Below are 22,438 nucleotides of genomic sequence, written 5' to 3' on the forward strand. Positions count from 1 at the left end.
CAGGGAGGAGAATGAACGATGACAGAACGTCTAAAGGATAAAGTCGCGATCGTCACGGGAGGCGGTTCGGGCATTGGCCAGGCCACGGCCATCAAATTCGGGGAACAAGGCGCTCAAGTATTCATGCTGGACAGGACCCCGGAGAACGCGGAGGAAACAAAAAGGAGCATTGAAGAAATCGGCGGCCTAGCCCATGTGCTGGAGTGCGACGTGTCCAAGCCGGACCAAGTCCGCCAAGCGATCGACCAAGCTGCCCGAATGGCGGGCCGCATCGACGTCGTGTTTGCCAATGCCGGCATTAACGGCACGATGGCCCCCATCGAAACGATGGAGATGGACGATTGGGACCAGACGATGGATATCAACATGCGCGGTACGTTCGCCACGGTGAAATATGCCATCCCCCACATGAAGGAGCGTGGCGGCAGCATCATCATTACGAGCTCGATCAACGGCAACCGCGTATTTTCGGGCATCGGATTCTCGGCATATGCTTCCAGCAAGGCGGGGCAAACGGCTTTCACCAAAATGGCCGCCCTGGAGCTTGCGCGTTATGGCATTCGCGTAAACGCCGTCTGTCCCGGCGCGATTGACACCAACATCGATGACAATACCTATCCTTCGGATGACCTGAAAGAAGTGCAGATTCCCGTCCAGTTTCCGGAAGGCCACGAACATCCGCTGAAAGGCAAGCCCGGAACCTCGGAGCAGGTAGCCAACGTTGTGCTTTTCCTGGCTTCCGATGAAGCGTCCCATGTCACCGGCACGCGCATATACGTGGACGGGGCGGAGTCGCTGCTCCGGGGGTAAGCCTCCTATCGCTTCAATTGCATATCGGCATTTTAGTGCGGCTTCTTGCCGTTATCCCATCTTTCGTTCATCCCGTCGCAGTCGCCTTCCGGCGTACGGCGGGATTTTTCTTTAACGTGTTTCGGAAAGCCGGGCTCCCCTTTTTTCTGCTGGATTCGCGTTTCTTATACGATGGATCTTGTCCGGTATGGCAAACAGCAGCACATGCATGAGCGCAAACAAGGCAGCGGCCAATCCTTCCTCCCACAAGATATACAGCGGATAAGGACCGAACACATCCAGGATTGAAGCCGTATCGGGCTTATGGCGCAGGAACATGTAATTGGCACCAAGCATCACATCAACAATATACACGGCCAGGGCAGCCAGATTTACAAAACAGATCGAACCTATGACTGACTTCCAGCCCGGACGCATCTCCTCCACCCAAGTCATGTAAAGCAAAGCAAGAATAATAAGGCCATGGGCAGTGAAAAATTGAATAAAGCGAAAATGCGGGAACGCATAACCAAGGTTGGGCGTCACGATCGCCATCATGGCTCCGGCGATCCCGGCGTACAATAATGCGGAATGCAGCCATTTGCTTCGTGTCAGCAGCAGGACGGCGGACAGCAGCAAGGTCAAGCTGCACAGCTCCAGCGGAAGGGACGTTTGCGGGCTCCATACCCCGCCATAGCCATACCATGACTGAAGCATGATTTCCATAGACAACAACATGCCTGCCATGCAGATTCGGAGGACCTTCCTTTTTTTTTCGGACCATGCCCTCAATCTGGATTTCAACACATATAACAACCCGATCGCAGCAGCAATGCCGAACACTGCCCACAAGTGTGGCCAGGAAAACATGATGAACGGTGCCTCATCAAATGGATCAAGCCACTTCGGATCAGCCATTATGATTACGCCCCTTTCTATTGGCCTATATATTTGAAGTTTATATAATGGGCTTTTTTTACATTCAACCATTGTGGCATCGTTGATGCAATATGTCTATGACATTCGTACAATCGGGTGTTGCGCTTTAATTATCTTTATGTTAAGATAAATTCAGAACAAACAAACTTTAAGTAAGTTACTATAATATAAACACAATTTGAATCCAAACAAATCAGATCTTTTTCAATCTCCAATGTTAAAATACCGATCCCAAGGAGGATTCCATCATGCAAATCAAAGGACTGCACCATGTATCCGCATTAACCGCAAAAGCAGCAGCCAACTATCGCTTCTATACCGAGGTTCTTGGACTGAGACTGATCAAAAAAACCGTCAATCAGGACGATGTAACGATGTACCACCTGTTTTACGGCGATGAAATCGGAAATCCCGGCACGGAGTTAACCTTTTTCGAAATGCCGATGGCCGGGCAAACCCGCGAAGGAGTAAACAGCATCTCGGCCACCTCCCTCCGCGTCCCAAACGATAAGGCACTGGACTACTGGTTGCAGCGTTTTGACGAATACGACGTGAATCACGGCAACATCACGGAGCGCGCCGGCCGATTGACGCTTGCTTTCACCGATTTCGAAAACCAGCGTTTGATCCTCGTCTCGGACGAAAACAATACGGGCGTTGCCGGAGGCAAACCGTGGGATCGCAGCCCGGTGCCTGCGGAATACGGCATCGTTGGCCTGGGGCCGGTACAACTTACCGTGGAAGACGCTTCACTTACGGCAGGCGTGCTCACCGATCTGCTGGGCTTCCGTCTGAAAGGTTCCTTCCCTGCTTTTGTGGCAGGACAACCGGATGTGCTTGTGTTTGAATCCGGGGAAGGCGGCAGCGGCTCCGAAGTTCATGTGGAGGAACGCAGCGACCTGCCGATCGAACGTCCCGGCCGCGGCAGCGTGCACCACGTTGCCTTCCGCGTAGATAATGAAGAAGAGCTGAGACAATGGGTGGAACGGGTGCGCCAATCCCAATTCTCCAACTCCGGGTTCGTTGACCGGCATTATTTCCGCTCCTTGTATTTCCGTGAACCGAACGGCATCCTGTTCGAACTCGCTACGGACGGTCCCGGATTCGGTACCGACGAATCGTTCGAGTTTCTCGGGGAATCGTTGGCTCTGCCTCCATTCCTTGAGGACCGGAGAGCCTCCATCGAAGCTCATCTTAAACCGCTCGATACCGTCATTCGATAAAATCACGGCTCTCAAGCTCTGACCGCTGCCATTCCACAGCCCTGGGGATGTCCCGGGAATGTGGGATGCCAGCGGTGTTTCTTCTTCATAAAGCCGCTCGCTTGCGGCAATTCTGGACAGCACAAATAGAGGCTGTTGTCCTTCTTTTTTTTCAGCCTCTTATTTCTGTTTTCTTTGTCATTCACCTGGCAAACATCAATCAAACGATTGCGTGTACTCCTCTTCATACGTGTCTGAATTGAAATCCAGTCCGGTTGCCTTCCACTGCCCGTCCATGAACTCATAACGAAAACGCAGTTCCCCGCCGTACATGCCAAAGGAATATGCTCCCGAAGCGGATACGGTCAAGCGATCTTGATCGATGCTGTAGTACACGACACTGCCAAATTCAAGTTCTTGATTGTAATCCACGCCTTCCGTTTCTTCCTCCAAACGGGTGGACGCGGCAGGTTTCCCGTCGATATCAACGTTGATATCCACTTTCCCCGGAGTAACGTTGACTCGGGAAGCAACATGCTGCTGCACGACCTCTTCCAATGGCTGCATGTTCATTTCTGTCAGCGTATCCGGATCGACAATATAAGCTTTTCCCAAATAAACGCCTGTCCCGTGGCCTGCCGTGAGCAGCACCAAAATTTCTTTCCGTCCGTCTCCATTCAGATCCAGCTCATGGACTTCCGGTTTGTACGATCCTCCCTCTGCTTTCCAGGCCGGAAAATGCTGTTCTTTTCCATTGACTTCTAATGTAATGCCGTTATAGATATATCCAGAACCTTCAACCTGCATAGGGTATAATCGAATGTTTTCATTCTCGGGTGCAATCGAAACATTGTCCGTGTCTTGGAGAATTTCATTGGAGTGGAGTAAAGCTTCTTCGTCATTGTCACTGTCATTATCTATATTGGATGCCGCGACCGCTTCGGCCTGGCTTGATGGGTTATCTATGGGAAGCTGCTCAGCCTGTTCGTTCGTAGAGTGAGCAGTCGATACTGCACTAATTATGGCTACCGCCAAAACGATCATCAGCAGGATACCTGTCCAAGTTTTCAATATGCTGGGCTCCTTCATATTTTTCATTGAATACTACCTTATTATATAGTCATTTATAGCCCACACGTTGCGAATTTGTTAATGTTTCATAAAAAAAACTTTACATATATTCATTTTCACGAAAGAATGTTCGTGTTTTAGCATGACAAGCAAAATATTGGCTAAAAATAGGGGGAATCACCGTCAAAGACGTCTCTTTGAACAGGTACGAATCAAGAAAAAAGCACCCCGGATCAGCTCAAGGCTGCATCCGGAATGCTTTCGTTTTGTCCAGCAAACGATCGGTCAATTGTCTCAGTTCTTCGGCCGATGAAGAAATCTCCTGCATGATCGCCGTTTCTTCATGTGCCGCATCCATGATTCGTTTCGCTTCATCCGAGAATGAACTTGCTTTCCCCTGGATTTGCTTCACATGGCCATGGGTTTGCTCTACCCTGGAGGTCTGTTCCGCAATCTGGGAGCCGATCTTGTTGGCCCCTTGCATGAACACTTCCACCGCGCCCGTAAGTACGTGCAACGTCTCGTCCACCGTCACGGTACGCTGCGATTCGCTTACGACCAGCCCGTGCTGGACGTGAATCAACTGCGCGGTATCCCGAATTCGCTGCTGCACGCGGCTGATCAATTCGTTGATACGGTGTACGGACTGCTTGCTCTCATCTGCCAGCTTGCGAATTTGCTGGGCAACGACCGCAAAGCCTGAACCTTCCTCGCCCGCGCGCGCAGCCTCGATGGAAGCATTAAGGGCAAGCAGCCCGGTTTCTTCCGCAATGTTCTTAACGGATTGAGTAATAACTTCAATATCGGACGCTTCCTTTTCAAGCAGCAGCATGATTTCTCTGGAACGGTCATGGGAAGCAGTCAGTTCCTCCATGCCGTTCATCAACGATGAAAACGTCTCTTTCGTTTGAACCACCGAACGTTCCATCTGCCCCGACAGATCGGTCATGCTCACGGATTGGCCGTGCATGTCCTGAAAATCCGTCAGCATTTCATCGGCCATCGCGAGCGATTGACGGGAAGTTACCTTCTGCTGCTCGACGCCAACGGCGATATGGTCAACGGCATCGGACATCATCTCGATCTGGGCAGCCGCTTGGGTGATCGCTTCGCTGAGCGACTGGGCGTTTTGCGAAGTCGTGCGGGTGCTTTCCGCAATATCGTTGACGATATCCCTCAGATTGCTGACCATGCCCCCGAACGCATCGTACAGAACCGTGATTTCATCCTGTGTCTGCCGCTTCGGGATCGTGACGGTCAAATCGCCCGAAGAGACTTGTTTGGCAGCGGTGGCCAAATGTTTGATCGGACGGGTCAACCAGCGGGAAGCGCCCCAACCCAGTATTCCGTTCCAGCATACCCCCAGGATCAGCACGATCGATATATATAACCAATCTGGAATATTAAATGCAAACCAATCCTTCAGAAAGAATATAAAAAAAGCGCTAGTTCCGTACGTAATAACCGAGATCAGTACTAAACCTGCGACCGTTTTTGCGCCTAAAGTCCACTTCATCCTCGCACCTCTTAGTCCTTTTTTCCTAGATTACCAGTTAATAACCAGAAAACATGTAACATATATCACTGACAACGTTGAAATCGCCCTCCCCGACGCCTTTTTCGAACAAAATAATGATTGCGCTATCATCCGCGGCATTCAAGGCACTTCGAGCCCGTCCAAAGCTGATGTCGCACATCTCGAATGATTATTTATAATTTTAATTATTTATCGGCAAAATGCGTAAAATGTTTTAGATTGGCAACCTTTTTGCTTAAATGATATACTGAGTGCGCTTCGGCAATGCCGAGGTCCACCAATTATTGGATGCCACTGGAGGCGAACAAAATGTCCACTAGAACCGAAAAAGATTTTATCGGTGAAAAAGAAATTCCTGCTTATGCCTATTACGGTATTCAGACGGTACGGGCGGTCGAGAACTTCCCGATTACCGGAGTCGCGGTGCACAGGGAACTGGTCATCGCCCTGGCCGCCGTCAAAAAGGCTGCTGCGGTAACGAATATGGAACTCAAGATGCTGCCGCGCAAAATCGGCGACGTCATCGTCATGGCTGCCGAAGAAATGATGAAAGGCCATCATCTGGATCATTTTATTGTTGACTCCATTCAGGGCGGTGCAGGCACTTCCATGAATATGAATATGAACGAAATTTTGGCCAACCGCGGACTCGAGCTGCTGCTGCAGAGCAAAGGAGACTATTTCCACTGCAACCCGAACAACCACGTGAACATGTCCCAATCCACGAACGACGTCATTCCGACGGCCTTGCGCATCGCGGCCTATCAGCTGTCCGAAACGCTGCTTGCCACGATGAAACGCCTTCAGGATGCCTTCTTCAAGAAGGAGAAGGAATTCAATGATGTCGTCAAAGTCGGACGTACCCATCTGCAGGATGCGGTTCCGATCCGTCTGGGGCAAGAATTCGGCGCGTATGCACGAGTGCTCGGGCGAGACATGGAACGCTTGGAATATGCGAACCAACGCTTGTTAACCATCAACCTTGGCGCAACCGCGGTTGGAACGGGGCTTAATGCCAAACCTGAATATATCGCCAAAGTGACGGAGCATTTATCCGAAGCGACCGGGCTGAAACTGAAAACGGCCGACGATCTCGTCGACGCCACTCAAAATACGGATGCCTACATGGAGCTGTCCGCAGCCCTCAAGGTCTGTGCGGTCAACCTGTCCAAAATCTGCAACGACATTCGCATGATGGCCTCCGGCCCGCGTGCCGGGTTCAACGAGCTTCGCCTGCCTCCACGCCAGCCGGGCTCGTCCATCATGCCGGGCAAAGTCAATCCCGTGATGGCCGAGGTGATCAACCAGGTGGCATTCCAGGTGATGGGAAACGATCACACGATCTGCATGGCATGCGAAGCCGGACAATTCGAGCTGAACGTTATGGGTCCCGTGATCGCCTTCAACCTGCTGCAATCGCTGAAAATTATGAATAACGGCATCGACGTATTCACGCGATATGCCGTGGAAGAGATGGAAGCGAACCGCGAACGCTGTGCGCAAATTATGAAGCAAAGCTTCAGCGTCATTACTGCTCTCAATCCGCATCTCGGTTATGACGTGGCGGCATCAATCGTGAAAGAAGCGCTGAAAACAGGCGCAACCCTGCAAGAAATCATCCTGGAGCGCGGACTGTTGACGCCGGAAGAGCTCGAAGAGATTTTGCATCCGGAGCAAATGACCACGCCAGGAATCGCTGGCGAACGTTTCCTGCGCAACATGTAGTAGGTTTCTACTGACGTGGATGTATTCAATCCGATGTAAACGAAGAACAGCCCCTGCGCCGTCAACCCGGTTCGCAGGGGCTATTTGTTTCGGAAACGGGATAAGAGCGCGCCTATTATCGGCGTTTGCGCTCACGCGAAGGCAGAATCCGGAGCTCCTCCCTATACTTCGCCACCGTTCTGCGCGAGACGACGATGCCTTCCCCGGCAAGCAGCTCCGCCAATCGGCTGTCCGAGTGCGGGCGATCGGCCTGCTCCATGCGAATCAATTCTTTTAACCGCCATTTGGCCGCCGCGGCAGATGTTCGATCCCCATCGTCTGTTCCGATGGCCGTGGCAAAAAAGGCCTTCCATTCAAACATGCCATGCGGCGTCCGGATATATTTCCCTTGAACGGCACGGCTCACCGTTGATTCATGCATGCCGATCTTCTCCGCAATCATCGCCAAGTTGAGCGGCTTCAGACCGGACGGCCCTTGATGCAAAAAAAGCTCCTGCTCTTCCATCACCGCAGCGAGAACACGCATCAACGTTTTGCGCCGAAGCTGCACACTGCGAATGATCGCCCGCGCCTCTGCGGCCCGTTCCGCCCAAATCTCGCCCGTACCTACTTGCCTGACCCAGCGAGAACACGCTTCATTCATCGATATGCGGAGGTTTCCGGCCGAGTGGAATTCCAAGCGGACTTCGCCATCACGCAGCTCCGCAACAGCATCCGGAATAACGTAATGGGGAGGTGCAGTGCAGCCGATGGAACGACAAGGCTTGGGATCAAGCCGCGTAATGTAATCATATGCGGACTTGGCTTCGCTTGCAGTCATCGCGAGTCGTGCCCCTGCTTTTCCCGGATGGAAAGGAACCAGCTCTGACAAACCCGCTTCCACCATCCGCTCGGCATGCCGATCAACGATCGAGGCGCGCCTGATCTGAAGCAGCAAGCATTCTTGCAGACTGCGGGCCCCCACGCCTGCCGGGTCCAGCGATTGAAGAACCTCGAGCCCTTCAGCCGCCTCATCCACGGATATGCCGAGCGCCGATGCTGCTTCCGTCAGGTCCAACGTGAGATAACCGTCGTCGTTCACGCAGCCAGCCAGGTATTCCGCTGTGGCCGTTAGCGCGGGCGGGAGGTCCAGCAAACGCACTTGGGCGGCCAGGAAATGCTCCAACGTGGGTTCAGCCCCACGCGCCTGAAGCAACGGTTCATAGCCATCGTGCTTCCTGCGATCCATGCTCCGCGGGAGTCGGGCCAGCGGCGCAGAGTGTCCTTCGACTTCAAGGAGCGGATTCGCATCCGCTGCATCCAGCAAATAACGGACCAAATCCTGATTGGACAACGTCAGCAAATGAAAGGACCGTTTCATCTCAGGCGTAATGGCCAGCCGAAAACGCTGTTCCTGTAACAACTTAACACCTAACATACGTTTTCCCCCTTAGCACCGCTCGGCAGCTTTGGCATCATGATCAGGCTGCATGTTCTGGAAATGGTAACATAAAAGCAATGTCGGCTCTATATAAGTTGAACCGATGATTTTTACACGGAGTCACTACGTGGTCAGAACCATCTTCCGATCACTGTTATCCCCAGATTTTTTTGATCCCTTTTTTCAAAGGGAAAAATCCGGTGATAAGCCTATGCTTCCGATGCAGCTTTCTTTCAGAAAGCTTTTAGAACGCTTTGCTTCTCCAGATTGGTTCTGCCTCTCCGTTAACGTGTGTTTGTTTTTTGCGGTTTATATAGTTCCTTCTAATATTTTTCCGACACCAGCTTCGCCTGCGTGAAAAGCAGCAAATAATCTCTGCCGCCTGCTTTTGAATCCGTCCCTGACATATTGAATCCCCCGAACGGATGGGTGCCTACCAATGCGCCCGTGCATTTCCGGTTGAAATACAGATTGCCTGCGAAAAACTCGCGCCGCGCCAGCTCCAGATGTTCACGATTACGCGAGATAACCGCACCTGTCAGGCCATAATCGGTATTGTTCGCTATTTGCAGCGCCTCTTCAAATGTGTTTGCCTTAATAAAGGCCAGCACCGGTCCAAAAATTTCCTCCTGCGCAATTCGGGCGAGCGGATCGACATCGGCAAAAATGGTTGGCTCGATAAAATAACCTTGGACATCCCCTGTTTCCCCGCCGAGCATCAATCGTCCTTCTTGTTTGCCCACTTCAATATATTCCTTGATTTTGGCATAGGCCTTGTCGTCAATGACGGGACCCACATGGCTTCCTGCTTCAACCGGACTGCCCATCGAAAGCTTCTTCGTCCGCTCAATCACTTTGCGCAGCACTTCATCATATACATCTTTATGAACGATGGCACGGGAACACGCGGAACATTTCTGGCCGGAGAACCCGAACGCCGATGCGGTAATGGATTCCGCAGCCAGCTCCAGATCGCTTTCGCCGTCCACGATGATGGAATCCTTGCCTCCCATTTCGGCAATCACCCGTTTGATCCATTTCTGTCCCGGCGCCGTGCGGGCTGCGCGTTCATTGATTCGCAAACCGACATCTTTGGAGCCCGTAAAGCTGATGAAACGCGTTAACGCATGATCGACCAAATAATCCCCCACTTCGCTGCCCGGCCCCGGCAAATAATTCACGACGCCATCCGGCACGCCCGCTTCAGCCAGCAGTTCCATGAATTTGGCCGCAATTACCGGCGTAGTGCTGGCCGGTTTCAAAACGACGGTATTGCCGGAAACGAACGCGGCCGACGTCATGCCAGCCATGATGGCGAGCGGGAAATTCCACGGCGGAATGACGACGCCTACGCCTAGCGGGATATACGACAGCTCATTGTCTTCGCCTGCAATGCGGGTCAAGGGCTGGGGTTCGCTGAGGCGCTGCATTTCCCTGGCGTAAAATTCCATGAAATCGATGGCCTCGGCCGTGTCCGCATCTGCTTCAGGCCATGTTTTGCCCGCTTCATATACCATCCAGGCGGAAAACTCATGCTTGCGGCGGCGCATGATCGCTGCTGCCTTATATAAATACCGTGCGCGTTCGTTCGGATCGGTATGCTTCCAGCGGTTAAACGTCTCGGCAGCCGTCTGAACAGCCCGCTCCGCCAGTTCCCGGTCTGCCTGATAAACGGTGCCAACGACCTGATGCTTGGCGGCGGGGTTCACGGAGTTTAACCTACGGGGACTCGTTATTTTTTGCCCGCCAATGATAAGGGGATAGTCTTTTCCGAGTTCGGATTCCACCTTGCGCAGCGCTTGTTCGAATGCTTCCTTATTGGCCGGGATGCTAAATGGCGTGAACGGTTCGTTAACAAAAGGAATGTTCATGAATGATTCCTCCTTCAAATGTTGGGTTCGCAGGCCCAGATTGGTTCTGCCTCTCCGTTAACGTGTGTTTTGATTATTTGCGGCTTATATATCCTGGATTGCCATGCGTTTTGCTTATCACCCAATATATGTAGCAAGTTCCGTGCCAACTCCAATCGGGGGAAGGATTATTTTTGAGATTGCAGCATTTGGCATGATTCTTGCTTCGTATCAGAAGCATAAGCAGTATGATCATAAGGAGGAAGCCCCCATGAGTATGGGAACGGAAATGTACCGCAAAACGTTGCTGACCGTCGCAGGCAATAAAACCGTCGAGCGTCTGTCCGTCAAATACGGCAAAAGGCTGGCAAGCAAATTTATCGCAGGCAGCACGCTGGATGAAGCTCTCGAAGAAATTCGCATCCTGAACAACAAAGGCATTATGGCCACATTGGACCATCTGGGGGAGGGCATTACCCGTTTGAGCGAGGCAGCCTTGTACCGGGACGAATACATTCGGCTCGTGGAGGGCATCACGCGCTATCGCGTCAACTCCAACGTGTCTTTGAAGCCAACCCAGATGGGCCTTGCGCTTGATCCTGAAGAGGGATATCGGAATATCCGTGCGGTGGCCGCCGAGGCCAAGCTGCATGATCTTTTCGTGCGGATCGATATGGAGGACAGCCCGTTTACCCAGGCTACCTTGGACATCGTTCGCCGTCTTCACGCAGAAGGGCTCGATAACACGGGGACCGTGCTGCAAGCCTATTTGCACAGGAGCGAGCAGGATACGCGGGACATGATCCGTGAAGGCATCAAGCTCCGCCTCGTTAAGGGGGCATACAAAGAGCCTGCCGCAGTAGCTTATCAGAACGCCTCCGAAGTCATGGAACAGTTCAAATCCATGATTCGCCAGCATCTCGACCAAGGCGTCTACACGGCGGTTGCCTCTCACGATGATCAACTTATTTCATGGACCAAACAGTACGCCAAAGACCGCGCCATCTCTCCCGATGCATTCGAGTTTCAAATGTTATACGGACTGCGCATGAACGAACAGGAGAGGCTCGCTCGGGAAGGGTATCGCGTTCGCTGCTACGTTCCCTACGGAACCATGTGGTACCCGTATTACACGCGGCGTCTGGCCGAGAAACCGGCAAATCTCTGGATGGTCGTTAAAAACATGTTCAGATAGACGAAGACTTTGAAAGAAAAACCATGTGGTCCACTTTTGGGGGCCGCATGTTTTTTTTCGATTGGGGACCGCACGCAACGCCAGCTTGACGCAATGTCAAAAAAAATAAGCATCCCAGCATGGAAATGTCCAAAATTCAGGACACCTCAACCTTATATTCGATGATACGAATCACACCAAAATGTAATGTTTCTTGACTTGAACCTCAATGAAACCGTTTGCCATTCCAATCCACTCGTGAGTGTCTTCCTTTAACCCCTACGCTCCATGTCAAAAAATATATACACCAGTTGGTTTAAGCGATATAATATGTGCAACGATTATTTCTCAACCATCATGCGCATTGCAATTTGGCCAGTGCAACAGTAACGTGTCTAATCGTGATGCTTCGACTGAGGTGAAACCGATGAAACATTTGCTTCCTGACCTCATGTCCCTTTTGCGGACAGACCTGAGAAAGTGGGATCGGGATCCTTCCCTTCCCCTGCCTGTAATCCCTTCTTCTGCAAATTGGGCCGAGGTTATTGCCTGTTTCAATGAGAGTCCTTACTTGTTGATTCAAGACGAAGGCCCGCCGCAGGGATACATTGTCGCAGCGGATGTTTTGCAGCACATGCTGCAGGCTCATCGCCTCTTGGAGGCTTATTTGGAAACCACGTTGGAAACCGCAGGTTCAGCGCTGACCCTGATCGATGAAGAAGCGAAGGTGGCGTATTGGACGTCCGGTGCCGAACACGTTTTTTCCATCCGCAAAGAAGACATCGTCGGGCAGCCGGCTGCAGACTTCTTCCCGCCTGAGCGGCTTCAGTCGCTCAAAACGTTGTATACCGGCGAAACGGTCTACCGCAAACAGCATCAGCCCCGGTCCGATCTGTTTGCCCTCATCAACGCGCGTCCAGTGGTGCTCGATGGATGCATCGTGGGCGCGGTTGCGGCCGAAGTAGACATCACCACTGAAATTCGCCTGCACCAGGAATTGTTACATATGTCATCCAAAGTCCAGCATTTGGAGAAGACGGTCGCCCGTCTGCGCCCCGATTCCGATCCGTTTGCGGGAATCAAGGGCAGCAGTCCGGGACTGAAGCAGTGTCTGGAAACGATTCGCAAGATCAGTACAACCTCGGCTACCGTGCTTATTCTCGGGGAGAGCGGGACAGGCAAGGAGTTGTTCGCCAAAGCCATTCATGAGCTGCGCGAACCGCAGACTGCACCTTTTATTGCCATTAACTGCGGTGCCATACCCGCTTCCTTATTTGAGAGCGAGTTGTTCGGATACGAGAAAGGGGCATTTTCCGGTGCTGACCCCAAAGGTAAAAAGGGGAAAATTGAACTCGCCGACGGAGGCACGCTCTTTTTGGACGAAATCGGCGAAATGCCCTTGGAGCTTCAGGTAAAGCTGCTGCGCGTGCTGCAAGAGAAAAGTTACTTTCCCGTTGGCGGAACGCGAATGAAGCAGGCCAATTGCCGGATTATCGCCGCTACCAATCAAAACCTGTTAGGCATGATTGCGAACAACCAGTTTCGGGAAGATCTCTACTATCGTCTGAATGTCATCAATCTCGTCATCCCTCCGCTGCGCATGCGCAAGGAAGACATATACGAATTGACGCGGACATTCCTTCAAGAGTTTTCCCTGCTATACAACCGCCATATCGAATCGCTCCCTTCGGAAGTGTTCAAGATGCTCTTCAGCTATGACTGGCCCGGAAACGTCAGGGAACTCCGAAACGTGATCGAACGCATTGCCATCCTGACGACGGACGGAGAGGTCAGGCCTGAATATTTGCCGGAATCCCTCACCGCTTCCATGGATCCGAAACCGTCCACAACGGGAGGGAGCATGCCGCTTCGATCCATGCCAGCACGGTCCTCTCTCCATTCGGCCGGGGACGTGCCCGATACAAACCAAGCCGGAAACGAAGGTCTGCTCTTCGAAGTCTCCCCCCTGGCCTATAAAAAGCAGATGGAGACATACGAATCGGATCTTCTGCTGCAATGCCTGGAAACGGTTGGAGGCAACAAACGTATGCTGGCGAAGCGGCTCGGCATTTCCAGGGCAACGCTCTATAACCGCATGAAGAGGCTCGGTCTGTGACCGGCCTCTTCGGATTGTCCATCTATATCATTCGCGCCAATCGGATCAACGCATTGCGCAAGTGGCGATAAAAAGTGGCCCTGCTCATGGAGCAAGCCTCAGCCGCGGCAGTCGGATTGCCGGCATGCGTCCAATAGTGGGCATGCAGCAACCGTTGGTCCTGAGCGCTAATCCCCGGCTTTCGTCCCTCCAGCATGTCCAGAATATGCAATTGCAGCTGCACGCCATCCTTCATGTCTTTCATTTGCGCAGCATATTCCTGCAAATCTGCCGGGGAATGCAAGTTGGACAACATTTTACGCATATCTGCCTCGGACCAGGCCTGTCGTTTCTCGCCCGCAGCGTCCTGATGAAATTTCCCGTTCTCCGTTTCCGGATTCAGCAGTGACATCACCCAATCTCCGAATCGGCCATTGCGAAAATCCAGGTACATGACATCCGCAGGCTGGTCATACAAATCACAAACGCGGCTTCGGGTTTTTCTCATTTGAAAGCCGATGCTCTGCAAAAACAGTTTAAGATACGGATTGGTCGCCACCAGCATAACCCTGGTCCCATCGCCAAGCAGGGACAGCCGGTCCAGGCACATATATCCGACGAGTTCTTCCCGCGTGTATCCCCTTACATCGTTTTTTGCCGTAACCATAACGGCATAATGCGTATCCGTCTGGTCCGGGTCACAATCCAGCTCTTCGGGGGTGAAGCACTCCTGCATCTCGGCAGGGAAATATTTCATCAGCAGCTTGCTGCTCTCCCGATGCACAAGCACGGTAATAAACATGGAGATCGGGTCACCCGACCTGTCCCGCATGAGCACAATTCCTTCCGGATAACGTTCGGCCAACTCGTCCAAAAACGGTCTGTAAGGAGGCGCCTGCCAAGGCTCCACGCTATACTCGGTCCAATGCTGCATCAAACGTTGAAGCGCAGGCAAATCCTCGGTCCGCATCACTTCCATCGGCGTAAACAAGGCATCCGCCGACACGTCTGCGTATTGGCGATGCTGCAGCATCGATTCCTGGCATAACAGCAGCATCTTTCTTGCGATTTGCCGCTGATCATGCGATCTCGCCTTTTCATGCAGCGGCCTTAACAGATTGGCGATCCGTACACGCATCTGCTGCAGGCGCCGGGGTTCACGCTGCCTGAAGTCCCGAAGCAGATGAATTCTTGCCATGTCATGCAAGGCCAAACCGTTCGGGCCGGAACGAATAAAAGACATGCGCCGCAGGGCGTGATATTCCTCGGTAGTCACCTCGGATTGCAGCACGGCGGACAACACTTCCTGATTTGCGGTTTCCAGAAGCGTCAGCACCTCGATCATCGGGTGCAGCCGCGGCGACGTCAGCTCCAGCAGCAGCCTGGCGCTGATCGCGTGCGACATTTCCGTCCACTCGGATAACGGCACATCCCGGCTTTGGTCCGCTGCCTCAACCGCCAAGGCAAGCCCCAGCGGATGGCCGTCCGTCATGCGCGCTATCTTGCCTTCAACGCTTCGGTTCGGCAATCCTGCCCCTGCAATATATGCCGTAATTTCCTCATCCGTAAAATGCTGCAAGGGCATCCGCACAAAAAGCTGCTGCAAGCGGGGGTGCGATTTCCATGTCAGCACAGGCTCTGGGCGCGAAGCGAGCACGATCAATACGCCGCTGGTCGGCAGCTTGGAGACAAACACTTCCATGAACCAATGCTCCAGCAAAGCCAGCTCTTCATAATTGTCCACGGCAATCACCAGCCTATTCCGAGCCGAGGCTTGAGTCAGAACATGCAGCGGACCGAACTCGCTTTCGCTCCCCATCATCTCCAGTCCGATCGTTGAAGAGAGGTATTCCAAAAAGATCGAAGGCGTCGGACCGCAGGACCTGCCGTCCATCCAGATGGCCGTTGCTCCCCGGTCACGGGATATCTCCAGCATTTCCGACAGCAGCGAGGATTTCCCGATCCCCCCCATACCCGTCACCGAAAAAATGGTAAGGGGTGCTCCCGGATCGCCAAACCAGCGATTCAACAACTTCAATTCCTTCGCTCGTCCAACAAAACGTTTGTCATGATCAAAGTGGCTGTCAAACCGTCTCTCGTCACTGTTTTCCATCCGTAGCCTCCGTACTGAGTCCTGATACTTTTACAATCATTTCATCTAAAATTGAGACTATATTGAGACGCACAACGACACTGCAAATGATAAAATTTCGATAAAAGCCAATTTATAGAAAATAACATCAGACATCAACGGGAAAGCGCTTTTTCACCAGCCGTTTCCGTTCTTTCATGTAAATAAACGCCGATCGAAGGTTCCGGGAGACCGAACGCTTATAGCCGAAGTTCGTGTCTGTACCAGTCGAGACCAACTCCCTCATTGTCGCTGCATGCTGCACGGAGTTGAAACTATTGAGCCGCAGCCATATGATCACGCTTCCTTTCAAGCCCATTAGCCCGATATTCCAGAAAGGCGGATTTATGTGAGAAAACAACTCGACATCTGTAATCTGAGCGGACAACTCGGAATCAGCAGTGATTCCCTTCATGAATGGCTTCGCCAACATACCGCAGCATCCGAATCAATGAAACACCCCGTCCCTGCCGAGCGCGAAACTGCCCCATACCGTTTGGTTGCCCCCGATTCGTTAACGCTGGCCCCTTTCGCAAATCAGCCGAAACTATTCCGGGGCCGCCGGTCCCAGTTCCGCTCCGCCATACCGAAACCGGATTTTGACCAGATTCGCCGAGTCAGCAGAAATTATTAAACCATTACGCGATTTCCGTACGGTCCATGCATGTGCCTTCACCTAACAGACGGTTTGAAAGGCAAACATGTTGGACCGATCCATCCTCTCCATCCCATGTCAAAGGAATGCATGCAGCCTCCATTCGCAACCTTCCATCCAGGTTTACATCGATTCTGTTTCGGCTTGTCCGTGCAAGAGAATGACATTGATGCGGATCAGACCTTTCGATCATCGTTCCATGGCAATTACCTCTGTAATGTCATTTTTTCACATTTATTCACCGAGGACAAGTGTCCTCAATGATGTTTTCGGCAAATGTTGAATCCTTCCTGCAAAACATTAGACATAAAGCAAGGTGACAAACGGCCATTCTATTCATACACTTAAACGTGTAAGCGAACAACCTTATCATGGACGAGGTGCATGGCTATGAGAATCGGAATTCCCAAAGAAATCAAAAACAATGAAAACCGCGTTGCCATTACCCCTGCCGGGGCCGCTGATTTCGTCCGGGCCGGCCATCAGGTGGTCATTGAACAAGGTGCGGGACTCGGCAGCGGCTTTACCGACGGCGAGTATCAGGCCGCAGGCGCGGTCGTGACGGCACAGGCCAAGACGGTATGGGCGGAAGCCGACATGATTCTTAAGGTGAAGGAGCCGCTGGCCAGCGAGTACGAATACTTCCGTCCCGGACTGATTCTCTTCACCTACCTGCACTTGGCTGCAGAGCCCGAACTGGCCGCTGCGCTGGTGCAGAGCCGAGTGACGGCCTTGGCCTACGAGACGCTTGAAGTCAACGGATCGCTCCCGCTGCTCACGCCGATGAGCGAGGTCGCCGGGCGAATGGCAGCCCAGATCGGTGCCCAACTGCTGGAGAAGCCCAAAGGCGGCAAAGGCATTTTGCTCTCCGGCGTGCCCGGCGTGAGCCGCGGCAAGGTTACGATCATCGGCGGAGGCACGGTGGGCACCAATGCGGCCAAAATCGCCATCGGGCTGGGAGCGGACGTCGCCATCCTCGATCTGAATCTGAATCGGCTGCGCCAGCTGGACGATATTTTTGGCAACCAGATTCAGACGCTGGTATCCAGTCCGTCCAACATTGCGGCCGCCGTGGCCGGAACCGACCTGCTCATCTGCGCGGTGCTGATTCCGGGCGCCAAAGCGCCCAAGCTGGTCACCGAGCAGATGGTCACCGCCATGGCACCCGGTTCGGTGATCGTGGACGTGGCGATTGATCAGGGCGGGATCGTCGAGACGATCGACCACATCACCACTCACGACCATCCGACTTACGTGAAACATGGCGTCGTGCATTACGCGGTGGCGAACATGCCTGGCGCCGTTCCGCGTACTTCCACGGTGGCGCTGACCAACGCCACCATGCCCTATGCGCTGCAGCTGGCAAACCAGGGTGCAGCCGCCGCGATTCGCGGCAGTTCGTCCATTCGCAGCGCGGTGAACGCGCTGAATGGACATATCACGTACGAGGCGGTTGCCCGCGATCTCGGGCACGCCTATGTACCGCCCGGACAGGTGCTGCAAGACGGCGCCGACGTCCAGTAATCTTGCCGCTTGCCGTTCCACATGGCAGTCCGCTGCCGGCTGTGGAACGCATGAAGCGCCAGTCCGGACCGTGGGTGGTCCAGGCTGGCGCTTCGGTTTCTTTCGCATGCATCATGGTATGTGGAATGGCCGTTTGAATTCACATCACGCGTTCACTGCATACCTCGCGGAAATTGCAATCCCGGCAAGCCCGGCGCGAAGGCATCGGGGTGAAGAACGAAATGTCTTTGGGCCTGTTGTAATACTCGTCCGCCACACAGGACTTCATCTCCTCGATATACCGTCCGACTTTTTCCTCCGCCCTCGCCAAATCCTCTTGCGTAGCTGCATATTGCTTGTGCGTTCCGTTCAGCAGATACTCCACCCGCAGCTCGATCTGCTCCAGCGGCACCCGATAGTGCTCTCTTACAAATGCGGCATACAGCAGGAGCTGGTCCGAGAAATCTTCTTCCTTGCCCGTTTTCCAATCCACGATCACGATGTTGCCGTTGCCTCTCCGATACAGCAAGTCCATCTTGACGTACACCCGCGTATCGTGCAGCATCATCGTATCCCATTTCTCGATCTCCAGAATTTGCGTGCTTGCGCGCGCCAGGTCTTCCCAGGTCAACGTATCGTACAGACTGTTCACACAGGCGGTAATGCGGTCTTTGATCGTTCCGATCCGCTCCTGCAGCGTGTCGTCCCCGTAGTACATTTCGGACAGCATAACCCGGTTTTTGGGATCCTGCCTCCACTGCTCCGCGTCCAACGACTGTACGTACGCCTCATTCAGCAGCTTGCGCATCGTCTGTTCCAGAAAAGGCACGCGCGGCCTTTCTCGTCCTTCATCCCTGCTGCGCACGGCCGATTCGCACATCCGGTGCACCAGGTCACCAAAGACGAGATACAGATTGCTGAGCTGTTTCAAACGATAAAGGCGGACCGTCATATCATCGGCTTGATCGGTCTTCCAGCCATTGTGGGCACCATAATAATGATAATAATATTTGCGCAGGCACTCATCGAACATATTGGCCCGCGACTGCGAATAAGACCACTGCGGATATTGTGCCATGATTTATTCTACCTTTCTGCGATTATACTTTTGTGCAATCGATGCTTATGGATCGGGACAACATCTATAAACGTCAAAAAAACATTCACACGTTAACGGAGAGGCAGAACCAATCTCTGAAGTGTGATTTGTGATTGCAGTTTATGTAAAACTGCTGCTGCACCAAGTATAAGGGACCAGGCAAAAACGCCGCAAGCTAGCTGGTCATCCGTCTAAAGCGTCCCCGGTTCGAATCGGAACCGTTTCGGATTTCATTCGTATCGTTAATATACGTTCATCACCACTGAAATTGCGCAGTGAACCGCATGAGATAGATTGCAGGCAATATCCCAAAGGAGGCACCACCCATGAATCAACCCGATTGGTTCCAGGCAGAAAAAGCGTTGCAGCAGATCCGGGTCATCGGAAGCGACCGGAACGAACTCGTCGACATTATCGGGCGCGCCCAAGGCGTCCGTTGCATCGGCACAGGCACGGATGCAGCCGTATTTGCCTATGACGGGTTGCCGCAATACGCCTTCAAAGTGTACTCGGATCATGCTCTGGACAAGCTCGATCATGAAAAAAAAGTCTATGAGCGGCTTCGCGGCCTGCCCTATTTTCCTACCTATTACGGCAGCGGCCCCAACATGATCGTAATCAGCCATGAAGCCGGACCAACGCTGCTGGAGTGCCTGGAGCAAGGCATCCCTGTACCCGAGCAGGTCATGCTCGACGTGGACGCCGCACGTGCAGCGGTCCGAGAACGGGGGCTGAACCCCCGCGACATCCATTTGAAAAACGTACTGCTCCAAAACGGGCGAGCCAAGGTGCTCGATGTCTCGGAATATATCCAGGACGGCAATGACAACCGCTGGGAGCATCTCGTCTGGGCCTATTACAACGTGTATCCACGCATTGAGGGCACCCCGATCTCCCCGCGCATGCTGCAGACGATTAAATGGGCCTACAACCAACTGGATCAGGCCAATATCAAATTGGAGGACTTGTCCAAGAAGGCCAATCGCCTGTTTTCGCGATTTCTGAAATGATAGCATCCGCAGCCAAAACATCCCCCCACCTCCATGTCGGGGGATGTTTTATGTTATGGTTCGGCACTAGCCCTAACAAACATGAGACACGATATAGGGCATGTATTGGAGCATTTGAAATGGTAACGAACCTGAGGCACGTTATCTGTGGTTGGAAAGCGCGGTTTGTGGCATTTTGCTCCAAATAGCGTGGCTGAAGTTCGTTACATTTTGAAGCGTGGCGATTCGGGCGGAATAAGGTGTCTACGGTTCGTTAGAGGAGCCGGCAGATGGCAAACGGACGGCCAGATTCAGCTTCCATTCTCCGCTGCCTGACGTCCCCGCGATGGCGGCACACCTTTGTATTTCTTATATAGCTTCGTAAAATAATTGGCATTGTCGCAGCCGACCTGTGCGGCGATCTCCGTGACCGTCAGACTGCTCTCTTTCAGAAGCCGCTCCGCGAGCATCATGCGGCAGCCGTTAACGTATTCAACGAACGTTCGCCCGGTCAGCTTTTTGAACATTTTGCAAAAATGATACGTATTCAGGCCGACCTGGCCGGCGGCTTCGGCCACGGATACTCTCTCTGCGGGATCGGCCTCGATCTTCTCGATCAGCTGCTTGAAACGTTCCCTGTTCGGAAAATAAGAACCGCCCCCTTTGCTCGGGAGCTGCTGCGGCAAAAACATGCGAGCCAGCATTGTGAACAGCGCGTACAGCTTGGATTTGACCATCAGCTGGTAAGCGGGCGGCTGTTCCGTCATCTCTTCGATCGCTTCGTGAATCAGACTGTAGATGCGCGCGCATTCTTCATCCTGTTCGGCGGGTTTGACCGGAAAACGCAGCCTTCCCTCCAGATATGGCGCGACATATCCGATATGCACCGGGTCATGGATGAAGTCCTGAAACAAAGCGGCGTTGACGACCACCGAATCGTAGTCCACGTCGCCGTCATTCATCGCGTAGCCGACATGCAGCGTTCCTGCAGGAATAGCGAGAACTTCTCCGGCCCGCGCCGTGTACGGCCTGCTGTCGATATGGAATTGCGCTTCCCCCCTGCGCATCACGATGAATTCAAAATGCTCGTGCCAATGCAAATACAATATGCATTCCCCTGCCTTCTTGTCAGCGCATCGATTCTGAAACAGCTGAAACGGATGTGATTTATGGTCCATCCGCGTTTTTTCGTGAAGCGCTTTCAACTCAGTCACCGATGTTCCCCTTCCCCCACAAAATCGGACTAATAATGCACAAGATCGTTTAGAGCCATTCGGCAAATGCACCGCTATAATGAGTGTGTCACGAAGACTATAAGCCAATATTGGAGTGAATTCAACCATGAATAAAGCATTGCGCATAGGCACGCTTGTCGGCGGCGCGGACGCCGTAAGAGTCATTCCGCAAATTTTGCCGCACGGCTTCGAATCGTTCAACCTGACCTTCTGGCAGACGACAGGAACCGTGGACCTGACCGAGACGGCCAAACGCGTTCGCGAACTGGTCGACGAACATGACGTCGTCATTTCGGCGCTCAGCGTGTTCGGCAATCCGCTTACGGGAGAAGGAGACAATGCCGACACCTTGGCGAGCTGGGAGCGGGCCATCGACCATGCCCATCTGTTCGGGGCAGCCATCGTCTCCGGCTTCACCGGCCGCCTGACCGGACGTCCGATCGACGAATCCATTCCCAAATTCAAGCAAGTCTTCGGCGAATTGGCCAAACGCGCTGCCGACCGGGGCGTGCGGATCGCCTTCGAAAACTGCGACATGGGCGGAACCTGGCAGAGCGGGGACTGGAATATCGCCCATAATCCAACCGCTTGGGAAATGATGTTCGATGCCGTTCCCGACGAGCATGTCGGGCTGGAATGGGAGCCTTGCCACCAAATGGTCAGCCTGATCGACCCGATTCCGCAATTGCGCAAATGGGCCCATAAAGTGTTTCATGTGCACGGCAAGGATGCAACCATTGCTTGGGATGTCGTGAAGGAACATGGCGTTCATGGACCGCATGAATTCGTCTGGCACCGCACACCAGGCTTCGGGGATACCAACTGGTCGGATATCATCACGATTTTGCGCCAGCACGGTTACGAGGGAACCATCGATATTGAAGGCTGGCATGATCCGGTTTACAAGGGCGAGCTGGAGATGACCGGGCAGGTGCACGCGCTGAACTACTTGAAGCACTGTCGCGGGGGAAGCTTTGTGCCAAACCCCGTGTGACGTCGACTCGAAACCATCATAAACAAAGGA

Annotated in this window: 17 protein-coding genes; 9 read left to right on the forward strand and 8 right to left on the reverse strand. The window is 53.0% G+C overall.

The annotated features are described in order from the left end of the window. Nucleotides 1–18: 18 nt before the first annotated feature. A complete protein-coding gene (locus L6H98_RS23585; protein WP_236420130.1) occupies nt 19–810 on the forward strand; it encodes an SDR family NAD(P)-dependent oxidoreductase in 792 nt (263 codons plus the stop codon). A gap of 111 nt (nt 811–921) precedes the next feature. On the opposite strand, the gene L6H98_RS23590 is transcribed toward L6H98_RS23585, so the two are convergent. Continuing rightward, nucleotides 922–1,707: a TIGR02206 family membrane protein gene (locus L6H98_RS23590; protein ID WP_236420131.1), complete on the reverse strand. Its 786-nt coding sequence runs from the start codon at nt 1,705–1,707 to the stop codon at nt 922–924. Between the two features lie 269 nt (nt 1,708–1,976). Here L6H98_RS23590 and L6H98_RS23595 point away from each other — a divergent pair, with 269 nt between their 5' ends. Beyond that, nucleotides 1,977–2,951: a ring-cleaving dioxygenase gene (locus L6H98_RS23595; protein ID WP_236420132.1), complete on the forward strand. Its 975-nt coding sequence runs from the start codon at nt 1,977–1,979 to the stop codon at nt 2,949–2,951. 195 nt (nt 2,952–3,146) lie between these two features. On the opposite strand, the gene L6H98_RS23600 is transcribed toward L6H98_RS23595, so the two are convergent. Together L6H98_RS23600 and L6H98_RS23605 are read right to left on the reverse strand one after the other, a co-directional pair. Further along, entirely contained in the window at nt 3,147–4,001 is an 855-nt protein-coding gene (locus L6H98_RS23600; RefSeq protein WP_236420133.1) for a hypothetical protein, read from the reverse strand. A 238-nt stretch (nt 4,002–4,239) separates the two neighbouring features. Then, nucleotides 4,240–5,517 carry a methyl-accepting chemotaxis protein gene (locus tag L6H98_RS23605; protein ID WP_236420134.1) on the reverse strand — a complete coding sequence of 426 codons (1,278 nt, stop codon included), beginning with the start codon at nt 5,515–5,517 and terminating at the stop codon, nt 4,240–4,242. A gap of 330 nt (nt 5,518–5,847) precedes the next feature. On the opposite strand from L6H98_RS23605, the gene L6H98_RS23610 reads away from it, so the two are divergent. Further along, nucleotides 5,848–7,263 (forward strand): aspartate ammonia-lyase, encoded by a 1,416-nt coding sequence (locus L6H98_RS23610; protein ID WP_236420135.1) that lies wholly within the window; start codon nt 5,848–5,850, stop codon nt 7,261–7,263. 115 nt (nt 7,264–7,378) lie between these two features. On the opposite strand, the gene rpoN is transcribed toward L6H98_RS23610, so the two are convergent. Both rpoN and pruA read right to left on the reverse strand, forming a co-directional pair. Then, nucleotides 7,379–8,680 carry an RNA polymerase factor sigma-54 gene (rpoN, locus tag L6H98_RS23615; RefSeq protein ID WP_236420136.1) on the reverse strand — a complete coding sequence of 434 codons (1,302 nt, stop codon included), beginning with the start codon at nt 8,678–8,680 and terminating at the stop codon, nt 7,379–7,381. 326 nt (nt 8,681–9,006) lie between these two features. Continuing rightward, on the reverse strand, nt 9,007–10,554 hold the full coding sequence (pruA, locus tag L6H98_RS23620) for an L-glutamate gamma-semialdehyde dehydrogenase (RefSeq protein WP_236420137.1): 1,548 nt from the start codon (nt 10,552–10,554) through the stop codon (nt 9,007–9,009). 250 nt (nt 10,555–10,804) lie between these two features. On the opposite strand from pruA, the gene L6H98_RS23625 reads away from it, so the two are divergent. After that, on the forward strand, nt 10,805–11,728 hold the full coding sequence (locus L6H98_RS23625) for a proline dehydrogenase family protein (RefSeq protein ID WP_236420138.1): 924 nt from the start codon (nt 10,805–10,807) through the stop codon (nt 11,726–11,728). Between the two features lie 406 nt (nt 11,729–12,134). Continuing rightward, nucleotides 12,135–13,823: a sigma 54-interacting transcriptional regulator gene (locus L6H98_RS23630; protein WP_236420139.1), complete on the forward strand. Its 1,689-nt coding sequence runs from the start codon at nt 12,135–12,137 to the stop codon at nt 13,821–13,823. A gap of 22 nt (nt 13,824–13,845) precedes the next feature. Here L6H98_RS23630 and L6H98_RS23635 read toward each other — a convergent pair whose 3' ends face one another. Then, the gene (locus L6H98_RS23635) at nt 13,846–15,915 is read right to left on the reverse strand and encodes an ATP-binding protein (protein WP_236420140.1); all 2,070 of its coding nucleotides are present in this window, start codon (nt 15,913–15,915) and stop codon (nt 13,846–13,848) included. Between the two features lie 367 nt (nt 15,916–16,282). Here L6H98_RS23635 and L6H98_RS23640 point away from each other — a divergent pair, with 367 nt between their 5' ends. Both L6H98_RS23640 and ald read left to right on the forward strand, forming a co-directional pair. Next, the gene (locus L6H98_RS23640) at nt 16,283–16,567 is read left to right on the forward strand and encodes a hypothetical protein (protein ID WP_236420141.1); all 285 of its coding nucleotides are present in this window, start codon (nt 16,283–16,285) and stop codon (nt 16,565–16,567) included. A gap of 411 nt (nt 16,568–16,978) precedes the next feature. Continuing rightward, the gene (ald, locus tag L6H98_RS23645) at nt 16,979–18,112 is read left to right on the forward strand and encodes an alanine dehydrogenase (protein ID WP_236420142.1); all 1,134 of its coding nucleotides are present in this window, start codon (nt 16,979–16,981) and stop codon (nt 18,110–18,112) included. Between the two features lie 139 nt (nt 18,113–18,251). On the opposite strand, the gene L6H98_RS23650 is transcribed toward ald, so the two are convergent. Next, nucleotides 18,252–19,169 (reverse strand): PD-(D/E)XK nuclease family protein, encoded by a 918-nt coding sequence (locus tag L6H98_RS23650; RefSeq protein WP_236420143.1) that lies wholly within the window; start codon nt 19,167–19,169, stop codon nt 18,252–18,254. 347 nt (nt 19,170–19,516) lie between these two features. Between L6H98_RS23650 and L6H98_RS23655 the strand changes: the two genes are divergently transcribed. Next, a complete protein-coding gene (locus L6H98_RS23655) occupies nt 19,517–20,200 on the forward strand; it encodes a serine/threonine protein kinase (RefSeq protein ID WP_236420144.1) in 684 nt (227 codons plus the stop codon). 290 nt (nt 20,201–20,490) lie between these two features. On the opposite strand, the gene L6H98_RS23660 is transcribed toward L6H98_RS23655, so the two are convergent. Continuing rightward, nucleotides 20,491–21,393, reverse strand: coding sequence for an AraC family transcriptional regulator (locus tag L6H98_RS23660; protein WP_236420145.1), 903 nt, complete (start codon nt 21,391–21,393; stop codon nt 20,491–20,493). Between the two features lie 127 nt (nt 21,394–21,520). Between L6H98_RS23660 and L6H98_RS23665 the strand changes: the two genes are divergently transcribed. Next, complete coding sequence (locus L6H98_RS23665) at nt 21,521–22,408, forward strand: sugar phosphate isomerase/epimerase (protein ID WP_236420146.1); 888 nt, start codon at nt 21,521–21,523, stop codon at nt 22,406–22,408. Nucleotides 22,409–22,438: the final 30 nt, after the last annotated feature.

Source organism: Paenibacillus sp. JJ-223 (assembly GCF_927798175.1).
GTDB classification, from domain to species: domain Bacteria; phylum Bacillota; class Bacilli; order Paenibacillales; family Paenibacillaceae; genus Paenibacillus; species Paenibacillus hubeiensis.